Source organism: Variovorax sp. GW531-E2 (assembly GCF_059423125.1).
Map to the genome: position 1 here is coordinate 1 of NZ_JBWKXQ010000015.1, position 13,876 is coordinate 13,876.

At 70.9% G+C, this 13,876-nt stretch carries 14 protein-coding genes; 11 read left to right on the forward strand and 3 right to left on the reverse strand.

Annotated features, from left to right (window positions below; genetic code table 11):
- On the reverse strand, nt 1-376 hold a 376-nt coding region (locus AC07XP_RS11605; protein ID WP_495264741.1), incomplete at its 3' end, for a PhaM family polyhydroxyalkanoate granule multifunctional regulatory protein.
- 64 nt (nt 377-440) lie between these two features.
- The gene (locus AC07XP_RS11610; RefSeq protein WP_159273750.1) at nt 441-1,862 is read right to left on the reverse strand and encodes an aminotransferase-like domain-containing protein; all 1,422 of its coding nucleotides are present in this window, start codon (nt 1,860-1,862) and stop codon (nt 441-443) included.
- A 130-nt stretch (nt 1,863-1,992) separates the two neighbouring features.
- Here AC07XP_RS11610 and AC07XP_RS11615 point away from each other — a divergent pair, with 130 nt between their 5' ends.
- From AC07XP_RS11615 to AC07XP_RS11660, 10 genes are all read left to right on the forward strand, one after another.
- On the forward strand, nt 1,993-2,592 hold the full coding sequence (locus AC07XP_RS11615; RefSeq protein ID WP_495264742.1) for a LysE family translocator: 600 nt from the start codon (nt 1,993-1,995) through the stop codon (nt 2,590-2,592).
- Entirely contained in the window at nt 2,589-3,536 is a 948-nt protein-coding gene (locus AC07XP_RS11620) for a DMT family transporter (protein WP_495264743.1), read from the forward strand. Before AC07XP_RS11615 ends, AC07XP_RS11620 begins: the two co-directional genes overlap by 4 nt.
- Before the next feature lie 11 nt (nt 3,537-3,547).
- Nucleotides 3,548-3,955: a VOC family protein gene (locus tag AC07XP_RS11625; protein WP_307583333.1), complete on the forward strand. Its 408-nt coding sequence runs from the start codon at nt 3,548-3,550 to the stop codon at nt 3,953-3,955.
- A 49-nt stretch (nt 3,956-4,004) separates the two neighbouring features.
- Nucleotides 4,005-5,192, forward strand: coding sequence for an aminotransferase-like domain-containing protein (locus tag AC07XP_RS11630; protein ID WP_495264744.1), 1,188 nt, complete (start codon nt 4,005-4,007; stop codon nt 5,190-5,192).
- A gap of 14 nt (nt 5,193-5,206) precedes the next feature.
- A complete protein-coding gene (locus AC07XP_RS11635) occupies nt 5,207-5,854 on the forward strand; it encodes a DJ-1/PfpI family protein (RefSeq protein WP_495264745.1) in 648 nt (215 codons plus the stop codon).
- A gap of 5 nt (nt 5,855-5,859) precedes the next feature.
- A complete protein-coding gene (locus tag AC07XP_RS11640) occupies nt 5,860-6,501 on the forward strand; it encodes a glutathione S-transferase family protein (RefSeq protein ID WP_495264746.1) in 642 nt (213 codons plus the stop codon).
- 132 nt (nt 6,502-6,633) lie between these two features.
- Nucleotides 6,634-7,557 (forward strand): PhzF family phenazine biosynthesis protein, encoded by a 924-nt coding sequence (locus AC07XP_RS11645; RefSeq protein ID WP_495264747.1) that lies wholly within the window; start codon nt 6,634-6,636, stop codon nt 7,555-7,557.
- Nucleotides 7,558-7,570: 13 nt separating this feature from the next.
- The gene (locus AC07XP_RS11650; RefSeq protein WP_495264748.1) at nt 7,571-8,266 is read left to right on the forward strand and encodes a VOC family protein; all 696 of its coding nucleotides are present in this window, start codon (nt 7,571-7,573) and stop codon (nt 8,264-8,266) included.
- Nucleotides 8,267-8,270: 4 nt separating this feature from the next.
- Complete coding sequence (locus AC07XP_RS11655; protein WP_062480600.1) at nt 8,271-8,903, forward strand: LysE family translocator; 633 nt, start codon at nt 8,271-8,273, stop codon at nt 8,901-8,903.
- A gap of 18 nt (nt 8,904-8,921) precedes the next feature.
- On the forward strand, nt 8,922-9,893 hold the full coding sequence (locus AC07XP_RS11660) for a threonine dehydratase (protein ID WP_495264749.1): 972 nt from the start codon (nt 8,922-8,924) through the stop codon (nt 9,891-9,893).
- Between the two features lie 280 nt (nt 9,894-10,173).
- Here the strand turns inward: AC07XP_RS11660 and AC07XP_RS11665 are convergent, their stop codons facing one another.
- Nucleotides 10,174-11,010: a creatininase family protein gene (locus tag AC07XP_RS11665; RefSeq protein ID WP_095743493.1), complete on the reverse strand. Its 837-nt coding sequence runs from the start codon at nt 11,008-11,010 to the stop codon at nt 10,174-10,176.
- Nucleotides 11,011-11,330: 320 nt separating this feature from the next.
- Between AC07XP_RS11665 and pgaA the strand changes: the two genes are divergently transcribed.
- On the forward strand, nt 11,331-13,874 hold the full coding sequence (gene pgaA, locus AC07XP_RS11670; RefSeq protein ID WP_495264750.1) for a poly-beta-1,6 N-acetyl-D-glucosamine export porin PgaA: 2,544 nt from the start codon (nt 11,331-11,333) through the stop codon (nt 13,872-13,874).
- Nucleotides 13,875-13,876 lie beyond the last annotated feature (2 nt).

Consider the following 13,876-nt stretch of genomic DNA (forward strand, 5'->3'; position numbering starts at 1 on the left):
GTGCGGGGGCCGGGGCGGGAGCCGGTGCAGGCGCCGGCGCCATCGCCGCGGCCTGCTTGGTGAACGCGCTGGCGATGTCTTCCATCCGCACGTTCATGCCGCGCAGGGTCGACAGCGTCATCTTCTGCACCTCGAGCGCCTGGATGGTCGCCTTGAGCGCGTGGCCGTTCTGTTCGAGCCAGTACTGGACGGTCTTGAGTTCCTGGATGCGCTTGTCGACCTCTTCGACGCTCATGGTGGGCGCGACCCAACTCGCCAGGCTGGGGATGCCGGGCACCGAACCGGAGCCCGCGGCGGCACCGCCGGCGAGGTTCTTCAGGAAGTCGAATCCGGGGACGAACTGGCTGAAGTTGAAGGGTTTGCTGGCGTTGCTCATGCGGGAGGTCTCCTGGCTGGGTTTTCTTGTGCTGCCAGCTTACTCCAAGCCCTTTGCAAGCGAATCAGAGCTCGTCCCTGACCCGGCTGAAAACCTTCCAGAAATTCGCGTCCTGCGAGGTCGCGAAGTTGATCCGCATCATCGTGCTCGGCGGGCGGCGCGCATGGAACAGCGAGCCCGGCGCCAGCAGGTAGCCCTGGTCGAGCATGCGTTGCGTGAGCGCGTCGGTGTCCACGCCCGTGTCGACCCAGCCGAACAGCCCGGCCGGCTCCGAGGCGAAGGTGCAGCCGTGCGACATGGCCAGCTTCACCGCGCGGCCGCGCGCGCCGTCCAGGCGGATGCGCACGCGCTCCGAATGGCGGCGCAGCTGGCCCTGGTCGATGCACCACGACAGCGCCCGCTCGAACAGCGTGGGCGAGGTCAGCGTGGCCAGCAGCTTGGTCTCCAGAAGCCGCTCTTTCAGCGCGGGCGAGGCGGCCAGGAAGCCGATGCGCCAGTTGGGCGCCAGGATCTTCGCGAAGCCGCTGACGTAGATGGTGCGCTGCAGCCCGTCGAGCGCACTGAGCCGCGTGGCGTGCTCGGGCGCGAGGTGGCTGTAGGTGTCGTCCTCGACGATGTGGAAGTCGTGTTCGTTGGCCAGCTTGAGCACGCGGTGCGCGCTGCCCGGCGTGAGGCTGTAGCCGGTCGGGTTGTGCAGCACGCTCACGCTGACGAAGAGCTTGGGGCTGTGCAGCTTGCAGTACTGCGCCATCACGTCGAGGTCGGGCCCGTCGGCACGGCGTGGCACGGGCAGGATGCGCATGCCGAGCGCTTCGAGCCGCGCGAACTCCAGCGCCCAGCCGGGCTCCTCGACCATCACCGGATCGCCCGCGCGCAGCAGCGTGCGGCTCACGATGTCCAGCGCGTGCGTGGCGCCGATGGTGGTCACGATCTGGTCGGGCCCGGCCGGCACGTTGATGCGCACCAGCTTCTGCGACAGGCTGCGGCGCAGCGCGAGATCGCCCGAAGGCTCGCCGTATTGCAGCGACAGTTCCTGCAGCGCCGACGTGGTGGTCACGCGGCGCACCGCGGTCGCCAGGAAGGTCGAGGCCATCCAGTCGGGCGGGAACACGCCCATGCCCGGCTGCGGCTTGTCGCTCGGACGGTGGAACATGCTGCGGATCAGCGAGCTGGCGTCGGCCGGCACGCGCGAGGCCATCATCGGCGGCACCACGGGCACGGCATGCGCCGGGTTGCGCGAACTCTCGGACGCCGGCGCGGCGTCGCGCACGTAGAAGCCGCGCTGGCGGCGCGCCTCGACGAGGCCCTGCGCGAGCAGTTGGTCGTAGGCGGCGACCACGGTGTACGGGCTCACGCCCTGCTGGCGCGCGCACTCGCGCACCGAGGGCAGGCGTGCGCCGGGGGCCAGCAGCCGGTTGCGGATGCGCTCGGCGAGGCGATCGGCCAGCTGCCCGGTCAGGGACTGGGTGGAGGTTCGGGTCAGCATCGGATCGGGCTGCATCGCACAGAGAGCGAGAAAAGGGCGGCGTGTGTCGAAGGAATGACCAATACAGATTTCAGATTTGTTCGATCATCTGTACTGGAACTGTAATGGTCCAAAGTTTAGAGTCTGTGACATGAACTGGCAAGAATTCACCGCGCTGCTGGTGCTGGCCACGGCGATGAGTTTCTCGCCAGGCCCCAACACCACGCTCTCCACCGCCCTGGCGGCCAACGGCGGCCTGCCGCGCGCCATGCGTTTCGTGGTCGCGGTGCCGGTGGGCTGGACCTTGCTGCTCGCCATCTGCGCGGCCGGCCTCGGCGCGCTGGTGGTGGCCATGCCGCCGCTGCGCCTGGCGATCAAGGGCCTGGGCATCGCCTACCTGCTGTGGCTGGCCTACAAGCTCAGCGGCAGCGCCCAGCTCGGCAAGGCCGACAGCGCCCGCCTCTCGGTCGGCTTCGGGCAGGGCGTGATGCTGCAGTTCGTGAACATCAAGGCCTGGCTGCTGGCGCTCACGCTGGTGGCGGGCTGGATCGCCGGCCAGCCCGACGCGCTCGCGCGCTTCGCCATCGTCGCGCCCGTGATGCTGACCTACGCCTTCACCAGCAACTTCGCCTATGCGCTGGTCGGCGCGCTGCTGCGCGAGTGGCTGTCCAAGGGCCGGCGCCTGCTGTGGTTCAACCGCGCGATGGGCCTGATCCTGGTCTTGACGGCCTGGTGGATGGTGGGCGTATGAAGCTCGCCATCAAGGACGAAACGCTGGGCATGTGGCTCGGGGTGGTCGGCGTGGCGCTGTTCGCCATCACGCTGCCGATGACGCGGCTGGCCACGGGCACGCAAGAGGCGCCGCAGCTGTCGCCGTGGTTCGTCACGCTCGGGCGCGCGGCGCTGGCGGGCGTTCTGTCGGCCGTCTTTTTGCTGGTCACGCGCTCGCCGCGTCCGGCGGCGCACCAGTGGAAGTCGCTGGGCATGGCGGTGCTGGGCAACTGCATCGGCTTTCCGCTGCTGCTGGCCTTTGCGCTGCGCGTGGTCACGGCCAGCCATGCGGCGGTGGTGACGGCGCTGCTGCCGCTGGTCACGGCCGCGGTCGCGGCCTGGGTGCTGCACCAGCGCGCGCGGCTGGGCTTCTGGCTCTGCGCCATCGCGGGCAGCCTGCTGGTGGTGGTGTTCTCGGTGCTGCGCGCGCAGCAGAGCGGCCACGGCTTCGGTTTCGAATGGGCCGACCTGCTGCTGGTCGGCGCGGTCGTCGCGGCCTCGGTCGGCTACATCTACGGCGCGCAGGTCACGCCGTCGCTGGGCGCCGAGCGCGTGATCTGCTGGGTCTGCGTGATGGCGCTGCCCGTGACGCTGCCCGCCACCATCGCCCTGTGGCCGCAGCAGCCCGTGGCCGCCTCGGCCTGGGTCGGCTTCACCTACGTGGGCATGTTCTCGATGTGGATCGGCTTCTTCGCGTGGTACCGCGGCCTGGCCCTGGGCGGCGCGCTGCGCGTGAGCCAGACGCAGCTGCTGCAGCCCTTCCTGTCGATCCTCGCGTCGATCCCGCTGCTGGGCGAACCGCTCGACCTGGTGACGCTGGGCTTCGCCGCCGCCGTGGTCGCCACGGTGGTCGCGGGCAAGCGGCTGTCGCAACCGGCGGCGCCTGCCGTTCCACGCGGCGCCGAGCCGCAGGCCAGGAGCTGACCACCATGACACTGTTCAGCCATGTCACCGTCGGTTGCACCGACCTGCCGCGCGCCGCCGCCTTCTACGACGCGGTGCTGACGCCGCTCGGCCTCATCCGCCGTCCCGTGACGCCCGACGGCGGCCCCGACGCCGCTTGCTGGATCGCGCCGGGCCAGACGCTGCCGCGCTTTTACGTGTACATCCCGCTGGACGGCGAACCCGCCAGCGCCGGCAACGGCAGCATGGTCGCGTTCTGCGCGCCCTCGCCGCAGGCCGTTCATGCCGCCCACGAGGCGGCCCTGCGCCACGGTGGCCGCGACGAAGGCGCGCCCGGGCCCCGCCCCCGTTACGGGCAGGGCTATTACGGCGCCTACCTGCGCGACCCGGACGGCAACAAAATCCATGTCGTGCACCGTGGCGACATCCCGCCGCCCTGACCCCACACTCAGACTCACATCTCATTCGCCAGAAAGAAGAAAGCCTCCCATGAACTGGAAACTCGCCGCCCGCGCCGCCAAGATGAATCCTTCGGTGCTGCGTGAAATCCTCAAGGTCACCGAGCGCCCCGGCATCATCAGCCTGGCCGGCGGCCTGCCTTCGCCCAAGACCTTCCCGATCCAGGAATTCGCCGACGCCTGCGCCGAAGTGCTGCACAACGACGGCCAGGCCGCGCTGCAGTACGCCGCCAGCGAAGGCTACGCGCCGCTGCGCCAGGCCGTGGCCGACATGCTGCCCTGGGACGTCGACGCCTCGCAGGTGCTCATCACCACCGGCTCGCAGCAGGGCCTCGATCTCGTGGCCAAGGTGCTGATCGACCCGGGCAGCAAGGTGCTGGTCGAGACGCCCACCTACCTGGGCGCGCTGCAGGCCTTCGGCCCGATGGAGCCGCACCCCGTGGGCGTGGCCAGCGACGACGACGGCGTGATCGTCGACGACCTCGTGAACAAGGCGGCCGACGCGCGCTTCGTCTACCTGCTGCCCAACTTTCAGAACCCCACCGGCCGCACCATGACCGAGGCGCGCCGCGCCGCGGTCTCCGCTGCCGCAGCCGCCGCGAACCTGCCGATCGTCGAGGACAACCCCTACGGAGAGCTCTGGTTCGACGAAGCCCCGCCGCTGCCGCTGGCCGCGCGCAACCCCGAGGGCGTGATCTACCTGGGCTCGTTCTCCAAGGTGCTGGCCCCGGGCCTGCGCCTGGGCTTCCTGGTGGCGCCGAAGGCCATCTTCCCCAAGCTGCTGCAGGCCAAGCAGGCGGTCGACCTGCACACGCCGATCTTCACGCAGCGCATGGTCTCGGCCGTGATGAAGGACGGCTTCCTGGACCGCCACGTGCCCACCATCCGCGCGCTGTACAAGCGCCAGCGCGACGCCATGATCGCCGCGCTGCACCGCGAGATGGCCGGCCTCGACGTGAAGTTCAACGCCCCCAAGGGCGGCATGTTCCTGTGGGCACGCCTGCCCGAGGGCATCGACACCGTGACCCTGCTGCCCAAGGCCGTGGAGCGCAACGTGGCCTTCGTGCCCGGCGCGCCGTTCTACGCCGGCGAAGGCGATCCGCGCACGCTGCGCCTGTCGTTCGTGACCGCCAGCGTCGAAGAGATCGACACCGCCATCGCCGCGCTCGCCGTCACGCTGCGCGAAGAGCTGGCGCTGCTGGCCCCCGCCCACGCCTGACAAGGCCGACGACGATGCACATCGCGATCCTCACCTTCGACGGCTTCAACGAGCTCGACTCGCTGGTCGCGCTCGGCGTGCTCAACCGCGTGAAGAAGCCGGGCTGGCGCGTGACGCTGGCCTCGCCCAGCGCCACCGTGACCTCGATGAACGGCGTCACGGTGCATGCCACTGCGACGCTCGAATCGGCTTGCGAGGCGGGTGCGGTGATCGTCGGCAGCGGCATCCGCACGCGCGAGATCGCCGCCGACGCGGGCCTGATGGGCGTGCTGCGCGGGCTCGACCCGTCGCGCCAGCTCATCGGCGCGCAGTGCTCGGGCACGCTGCTGCTGGCCAAGCTCGGCCTGCTGGGCACCGTGCCCGCCTGCACCGACCTCACGACCAAGCCCTGGGTGCAGGAAGCCGGCGTCGAGGTGCTCAACCAGCCCTTCTTCGCGCAGGGCAACGTGGCCACCGCGGGCGGCTGCTTCTCGGCGCCCTACCTCGCGGCCTGGCTCATCGCGCGCACCGAAGGCCTGGAGGCCGCGAAGAGCGCGCTGCATTACGTCGCGCCGGTCGGCGAGAAAGACGACTACGTGGCGCGCGCGATGCGCAACATCGAACCGTATCTGCAGACGCGGCCATCGGCCACGGCCGACGCCCTCTCCGCACAAAGACACTGAACACCATGCTCAACATCTGGGGCCGCATCAGTTCGATCAACGTGCGCAAGGTCGTGTGGTGCGCGCAGGAGCTCGGGCTCGACTTCCAGCGCACCGAGGCCGGCGGCAAATTCGGCGTGGTGCAGACGCCCGAATACCGCGCGCTCAACCCGAACGCCATGGTGCCCACCATCGACGACGGCGAAGGCGCCGAGCGCGTCACGCTGTGGGAGTCGAACGTCATCGTGCGCTACCTGTGCGCCCGCTACTCGCACGGCACGCTCTACCCGAGCGAGCTGCCCGCGCGCTTCGACGCCGAGCGCTGGATGGACTGGCAGCAGACCACGCTCAACCGCGCCAGCCGCGACGCCTTCGTGCAATGGGTGCGCACGGCGCCCTCGGAGCGCCAGCCCGCGCTGATCGCCGCGTCGGTGCGCGAGAGCGAGGCGCTGTTCGCCATGCTCGATGCGCACCTCGCGCAGCGCCCCTACATGGCCGGCGAGCGCTTCACCATGGCCGACATCCCGATCGGCTGCGAAGCGCACCGCTGGTTCGGCCTGCCCGGCGCCGAGTACCGCCGGCCCGTCTGGCCCAACGTCGAGCGCTGGTACGCCGACCTGCTTTCCCGCCCGGGCACGCGCGGCGTGCTCGACCTGACTTTGGAATGACCCCCAGGCTACGCGCACTTCGTGTCGCTTCGCCAACCCCCTTCCAGGGGGCGACACCAGTGGCCCGGCAAAGCCGGTTCCACGGTGTCCCCTCGACTGACATTGCCCGCTGATCCGAACCGTTTGAATCCGATGAAATCCCGCCCCTTCAAGCAAGTCGACGTCTTCACCGCCACCGCCTACTACGGCAACCCGCTCGCGGTGGTGATCGACGGCCAGGACCTGGACGACGCCGCCATGCAGCGCTTTGCGCAGTGGACCAACCTGTCGGAGACCACCTTCCTGCTGCCGCCGACCGACCCGGGCGCCGACTACCGCGTGCGCATCTTCACGCCCGGCGGCGAGCTGCCCTTTGCCGGCCACCCGACCATCGGCAGCTGCCATGCCTGGCTGCAGGCCGGCGGCAAGCCCAAGGTGGCGGGCCGCGTGGTGCAGCAGTGCGGCGCCGGCCTCGTGCCGCTGCGGCGTGACGGCGAGCGCCTGGCCTTTGCCGCGCCGCCGCTCAAGCGCAGCGCCCCGAGCCCCGCGCTGCTGGCCAAGGTGGCCGGCGCGCTGGGCCTGAAGGCGCAGCAGGTCATCGCGGCGCAGGTGCTCGACAACGGCCCGGTGTGGTTCGGCCTGCTGCTGAACGACGCCGACGCCGTGCTGGCGCTGCAGCCCGACCACCGCGCGCTGAAGGAACTGGGCGTGAAGGCCGGCGTGGCCGGCGTGCCCTCGGCGCACGACACCTCGCTGCTCATCGGCCGCTCGAACCGCGAGGCGCGCGCCTTCGGCAACCGCCCCGCCACGCCGAACGACGACGGCGCCAAGATCGACCTCGAGGTGCGCGCCTTCGCCGAGCCCATCGGCGTGCAGGAAGACCCGGTCACCGGCAGCCTCAACGCCAGCCTGGCCGAATGGCTGATCGCCGACGGCCACATGCCCGAGCGCTACCTGGCCGCGCAAGGCCAGTGCCTGGGCCGCGCGGGCCGCGTGCACATCGAGCGCGACAGCGACGGCACGATCTGGGTCGGCAGCGATGCCGTGACCTGCGTCGACGGCCACGTCACCCTCTGAACAAAGGCACGCCATGGCCCCCGCCGAAATCGACCACCTGGTGATCGCCGCCGCCTCGCTGGCCGAGGGCGTGGCGTGGTGCGAGGCCACGCTCGGCGTCACGCCCGCGCCGGGCGGCGTGCACCCGCTGATGGGCACGCACAACCGGCTGCTGAACATCGCGAGCGCCGCGTTCCCGCGCGCCTATGCCGAGATCATCGCGATCGAGCCCGGCAAGGCGCCGTCGCGGCCGAAGACGCGCCGCTGGTTCGACCTGGACGACGCCGCGCTGCAGGCCGCGCTCGCGCAGCGCGGCCCGCACCTGATCCACTTCGTGGCGCGCGTGCCCGACGCGCACGCCGCCACGCAGGCGCTCGCGCGCGAGGAGCATGCGCACATCGACCGCGGCCACCTGCTCGAAGCCTCGCGCGACACGCCGGCCGGCCGGCTCGAGTGGCAGATCACGGTGCGCGACGACGGCCAGCGCCTGTTCTACGGCGCGCTGCCCACGCTGATCCAGTGGGGCGCCGTGCACCCGACCGACGCCATGCCCGCCTCGGGCCTGGCGCTGCGTTCGCTGCGCGTGGCGCATCCGCGCGCGCCGGCACTGTCGGCCGCGCTCACGGCCATCGGCATGGGCGGCCTGCCGGTCGATGCCGGCCCGCCCAACCTCGTCGCCGTGCTCGACACGCCGCGCGGCCCCGTCACCCTCGAATCGCAAGGACTCTGACCCCATGCTCACCCTGACCGAAATCGCCTGGTTCGCCCTCGCTTCGCTGCTGCTGGCGCTCACGCCGGGGCCGAACATGATCTATTGCGTGTCGCGCACGCTGATCCAGGGCCGCCGCGCGGGGCTCATCTCGCTGGGCGGCGTGCTGATGGCCTTTTTGGTGCACCTGTTTGCCGCGGCGCTGGGCCTCACGGCGCTGCTGCTGGCGGTGCCGGTCGCGTTCGACGCGATCCGTTTCGCCGGTGCGGCCTACCTGATGTGGCTCGCGTGGCAGGCGGTCAAGCCCGGCGGCAACGCGCCCTTCGAGGCCCGCGCGCTGCCGGCCGATCCGCCAGCCAAGCTGTTTCGCATGGGCTTTCTCACGAACCTGCTGAACCCGAAGGTGGCGATGTTCTACCTGTCGTTCTTCCCGCAGTTCATCCATCCCGAGCGCGGCTCGGTGCTGCTGCAGAGCCTGCAGCTGGGCATGGCGCAGATGGCGAGCAGCGCGCTGGTCAACACCGTGATGATCGTCGGCGCCGCGAGCATCACGGCCGTGCTGTCGCAAAGCGCGGGCTGGCTGCGCGCGCAGCGCTACATCATGGGCAGCGTGCTGGCCGCGCTGGCCGTGCGCGTGGCGCTCACCGAACGCAAGTAAGCAACCCGAAGGACGTCGATGCGATTCACCCGCGAAGAGATCGAAGCCGCGCAGCGCACCGTGCATGCGGCCATGCCGCCCACGCCCCAGTACACCTGGCCGCAGCTGTCGCAGCGCCTGGGCGCCACGGTCTGGGCCAAGCACGAGAACCACACGCCGGTCGGCGCCTTCAAGATCCGCGGCGGCCTGACCTACTTCGAGACCCTCGCGCGCGAGCAGCCCGCCGTGCGCCACGTGATCAGCGCCACGCGCGGCAACCACGGCCAGTCGGTCGGCTTCGCCTCGCAGCGCCACGGGCTGGCCGCGACCATCGTGGTGCCGCACGGCAATTCGCGCGAGAAGAACGCGGCGATGCGCGCGCTCGGCGTGACGCTGGTCGAGCATGGCGACGACTTTCAAGCGGCCGCCGAACACGCCGCGGTGCTGGCCGAACGCGACGCGCTGCACCGCGTGCCCTCGTTCCATCGCGAGCTGGTGCGCGGCGTGTCGACCGCGTACGTCGAGTTCTTCAGTGCATTGAAAGCTTCACCGCCCGACGTGCTGTTCGTGCCCATCGGCCTGGGCTCCGGCTTTGCCGGTGCAGCGGCGGCGCGCGCGCATTGCGGCGTGTCGACGAAGCTCATCGGCGTGGTGTCGGCGCATGCCACGGCCTACCGCGATTCGTTTCGCGCGCGCCGTGCGGTCGAGTCGCCCGCCACCACGCGGCTGGCCGACGGCATGGCCTGCCGCACGCCGGTGCCGGAGTCGCTGGAGGTGATCCTGCGCGAAGCCGACGACGTGATCACCGTCACCGACGACGAGGTGGCCGAAGCGATGCGCGTGCTCTTCAGCGACACGCACAACGTGGCCGAAGGCGCGGGGGCTGCCGCGCTGGCGGGCGCGCTTCAGCAGAAGGAACGCTGGCGCGGGCAGACGGTGGGCGTTGCACTGAGCGGCGGCAATGTCGACGCGGACATGTTCGCCGGGGTGCTGGGGCGCAGCGCTTCCTGAACCAGGCGCTGCTGTTCAGGGCACGTACCCAGGCCACCGGGTACTTCCCTCCGCGAATGTCCCCCGGGCTTCGCCCTCCTCCTTGATTTCGCTGCGGGAAGCACCCAGTGTCCTGGGCACAGGGCACGCTGCCGGTTCGCGGCCGATCAACCACTGCACTGCCCAACGCTCACGTCGATGCGGTGCCTTGCGCAGCGAAATCAAGGGGGAGGCCGAAGGCCGGAGGACATTCGCGGAGCAAGGTACCGCGTCGGCGGGAGCGTCGCCCTGAACTACGCCCTTACGGCAGCGGCCCTGTGTTCGCCGTGCTCAGCGGCAGCTGGGACACCTCGGCCAGCAACAGGGCCAACTGCTGCGCGGCCGCATCGATCACCGCCTGCCCCTTCGCGGCCGTGGCCGCTGCGGCATTGCCCGCCGCCCCCTGCGCGTTGTAGTCCTCCATGGCCCAGCCGAGCTTGGCGCTCTTGCCGTTGCCGAGGATCGCGCAGTCGGCCGCGCGCTGCTCCGAGGTGGAGCTGAAATCCTTCGCCTCGCCCATGCGCACCAGCGCGGGCGTCAGCGCCAGCATCATCGAGGTCTCGACCTCGCCCGCGTGCACGCCGAAGCGGTGCTCCCGGGCACTGAACTGCGCGTTCGCATCGCCCAGCGGCAGATTGAACCAGCTCACGCTGTAGACGATCAGGCCGTGCGCGGCGCGCAGTTCGCGCGCCACGATGTCCATCGCGCCCACATGGCCGCCGTGGGCGTTGAACAGCACCAGCTTCTTCACGCCGGCGCGCGCCACGCCCGCGCCGATCTCGTTCCACATGCGGATCAGCGTCTCGGCCGAGAAGGTGAGCGTGCCCGCGAAGCGCGCGTGCTCGGGGCTCAGGCCGATCTGCTGGGTGGGCAGGAACAGCGCCGGCAGTTCCGGCGGCAGCAGCGGCAGCGCGGCGGCCACGATGCCGTCGGCCAGCACGGTGTCCACGCCCAGCGGCAGGTGCGGGCCGTGCTGCTCGGTCGCGCCCAGCGGCAGCACCGCCACCGTGGTCGCCGCGTCGAGCGCGGCGAAGTCGCGCGTCGTCAACTGGGACCAGAAACGGGGCCAACGGGGCGAAGAGACCGGAAGTGCGTTCATGCCGCGATCTTAGGACGGGGCCATGGGCGGCGGATGGCGGCGCACAGGGCAACACTTGCATACAACTTGCCAACATCGGATGAATTGATCGCGAATCTGTTCACGATTAGTTCTCATCTTTCCCGATGTTCGGTCCTATTGTTTACAAATTGGCCTAGAGTCCCTTTTCACGAACTTTCCGCCACGGCTTGTCACGGCCCAGGAGAGTTCACGCAAAAGGGAGTAGCGTGTCCATCCATCCACAAAAAAATGGAGGCACCGTCGTTGCCGGGCGCAAAGTCGCGCCCTTCAAGGCATTGCCTCACCATCTCGCACGAGCCGTGCGGGGTTTGCCGCCGATCGTGTGCGTGCTGGTCTTCGGAAGCAGCACCGCGTACGCGGAATCCACTGTCGCGCCCTCGCCGGCCGCCCCCCTGGGCAGCGCGCTGGCGTATGACGCCTCGCAGCACGACGGCCTCATCGTCGCGCGCCGTGCCGGTCGCATCACGCCGGCCCAAGCCCTGCAGCAGCTGCGTCAATGGCTGGCGGCGCCCCTGGCCGATGAGCAGCGCCGGCGCGTGGCATCCGACGCCATCGCGATCGCGGTGGCCGAGGGCCAGTTCGCCGACGCGGTAGCCGTGGGCCGCCAGGTGCCGCCGGGCGAGCTGGGCGATTACGCGCTCGGCCCGCTGGCCGGTGCCGCGCGGCGCACGGGCGACATCGCCTTGCAAGGCGACACCGTCAAGGTCTGGCGCGCGCGCCAGCCGGCGGCCCGCGAACCGCGCATCCACGAAGCCTTCTGGCGACTGGCCAGCGGCGACACGGCGGGCGCGCAAACCCTCTACCGCGCACTCGCACAGCCCGCGCCCACCGAGGTCGCCGACCGCGTCGCGCTGCTCGACCTGCGCGCCGCGCTGGCGCGCGCCCAGGGCCAGCCGTTCCAGGCGCTCACGGCCTACGGCGAGATCACCGCGCTGCAACCCACGCGCCGCGATGCGCAGCGCGACGCCGACTTCCTGCTGGCCGAGTACGGCGGTGCCACCGCTGCATTCGAGGACGCGCAGGCGGTCGAACGCAAGCAGCCCGGCAGCCTCGCGCCACTGACGCTCGCGCTGCTCGAACAGCAGGCGCTGGCGCAGCAACTGCGCTGGGCCGTGAAGGCGCGCGACCAGCGCCTGGGCGCGGCGCGCGTCACCGACCTCGACAAGGTGCTGGCCGCCCAGAATGCCGCGCTGGCCCGGATCGACGCCGCACTCGCGCAGCCCGCCCCGCAGGACGCCGACACCTGGCGCACGCTGCGCACGCGGCTGCAGTCGGATCGCATGATGGCGCTGCTGGAGCGCGGCCGCCCCGCCGACACCATCGCGCTGTACGACAGCCTGCGTGCCGACGGCACCGCGCTGCCGCCCTACGCGCTCGGCACCGCCGCCCGCGCGCTGGCGCAGGAGCGCCGCTCGGTCGATGCCGTGCCGCTGTTCGAGAAAGCGGTCGTCGACCTGCCGATGCCCGACAGCCTGCATTTCGGCCTGGTCTACGCCTACCTGGACACCGGCCGCTTCGACGAGGCCGAGGCGCTGCTCCAGCGCATCGAAAGCGCCACGCCCGTGCTGATGCGGCTGGCACCGGAAGCCGGTCGCCCCAACGACCAGTTCTCCGAGGTCAGCGGCCTGGGTGCGCTGCTGCAGCTGTACGGCGACCGCCCGAAGATCGCGCAGCCGCGCTTCAACACGCTCACGCAGGAAGCCCCGCTCAACGCGGGCTACGCCTACGGCGCCGCGCTCACCGAGCGGCTGCGCGAGCACCCCGAGGCGGCCGTGGCGCGCTTCGAGGCGCTGAGCGCCGACCACCCCGACGACCTGAGCGTGCGCACCGGCCATGTCGAAGCGCTGCTCGACGCCGACGAATTCCGCGCGGCCCGCATCCGTGCCGAGTCGCTCGAGGCCGACGCACCCGACGCCGCCGAAGTGCGCGAGATGACGCGCAAGCGCCGCTCGCTGGTCGGCCCGCAGCTCGAGGTCGATGCCGAAGGTTCGCGCGGCGGCGGCACGCTGGCCAGCCGCGAATGGCGCGTCGACAGCCGGCTCAGCTCCGGCCTCATCGGCGATGCGTGGCGCGTGTTCTACGCGCAGACGCTGGGCCGCGGCTACACCTCCGAAGGCACGGCCCAGTGGGCGCGCGGTGGCCTCGGCGCGAGCTGGCAACAAGGCCGCTGGCTGGCCGAAGGTGTGCTGCAGCACGCGAACAGCGGGCGCTACCGCAACAGCGTGGCCGGCCGCGTCGACTACCGCGCCAGCGACGCCTGGCGCCTGTCGGCCACCTACGACGGCGACAGCAAGGAGCTGCCCTGGAAGGCGCGCGCCGTGCCCTTCGGCGCGCAGGCCATCGGCGCGCGCGAGTTCGGCGCCAGCGCGGCCTACGTCGTCAACGAGTCGCGCCGCTTCGACCTGCAATGGCGCCGGCTCGACTTCAGCGACGGCAACCTGCGCGACGGCCTCGACTTCGGCTGGCGCGAGCGCTGGGTCAGCACGCCGCGCTTCCAGATCGAGACGCGGCTGGGCGTCGATGCCAGCCGCAGCCGCCTGCAGGACGTGCGCTACTTCAGCCCCTCGCGCGACGCCAGCGCGCAACTGTCGGTGCGCGGCCAGTGGCTCACCTGGAAAAGCGACGACCGCCAGTTCTTCCAGGTGCTGGAGCTCGGCGGCGGCAGCTACCAGCAGGCCGGCTTCGGCAGCGGCCCGCTGTGGAACGTGCGCTACGAGCACCGCTGGGCCCTGGGCCAGAAGCTCACGCTGCGCTACGGCCTGACCTTCGGCAGCCACCCCTACGACGGCGTGCGCGAAAAACAGCGCGGCGTGTTCCTGAACCTTTCGATGCCCCTGCAGTGATG

Bases quoted from the DNA above. Each gene is read 5' to 3' on its own strand.
- AC07XP_RS11630 (WP_495264744.1), top strand. From the start codon at position 4,005: ATGAACTGGAAACTCGCCGCCCGCGCCGCCAAGATGAATCCTTCGGTG.
- AC07XP_RS11635 (WP_495264745.1), top strand. From the start codon at position 5,207: ATGCACATCGCGATCCTCACCTTCGACGGCTTCAACGAGCTCGACTCG.
- AC07XP_RS11645 (WP_495264747.1), top strand. From the start codon at position 6,634: ATGAAATCCCGCCCCTTCAAGCAAGTCGACGTCTTCACCGCCACCGCC.
- AC07XP_RS11610 (WP_159273750.1), bottom strand. From the start codon at position 1,862: ATGCTGACCCGAACCTCCACCCAGTCCCTGACCGGGCAGCTGGCCGAT.
- AC07XP_RS11660 (WP_495264749.1), top strand. From the start codon at position 8,922: ATGCGATTCACCCGCGAAGAGATCGAAGCCGCGCAGCGCACCGTGCAT.
- AC07XP_RS11640 (WP_495264746.1), top strand. From the start codon at position 5,860: ATGCTCAACATCTGGGGCCGCATCAGTTCGATCAACGTGCGCAAGGTC.
- AC07XP_RS11655 (WP_062480600.1), top strand. From the start codon at position 8,271: ATGCTCACCCTGACCGAAATCGCCTGGTTCGCCCTCGCTTCGCTGCTG.
- AC07XP_RS11650 (WP_495264748.1), top strand. From the start codon at position 7,571: ATGGCCCCCGCCGAAATCGACCACCTGGTGATCGCCGCCGCCTCGCTG.
- AC07XP_RS11615 (WP_495264742.1), top strand. From the start codon at position 1,993: ATGAACTGGCAAGAATTCACCGCGCTGCTGGTGCTGGCCACGGCGATG.
- AC07XP_RS11665 (WP_095743493.1), bottom strand. From the start codon at position 11,010: ATGAACGCACTTCCGGTCTCTTCGCCCCGTTGGCCCCGTTTCTGGTCC.
- AC07XP_RS11620 (WP_495264743.1), top strand. From the start codon at position 2,589: ATGAAGCTCGCCATCAAGGACGAAACGCTGGGCATGTGGCTCGGGGTG.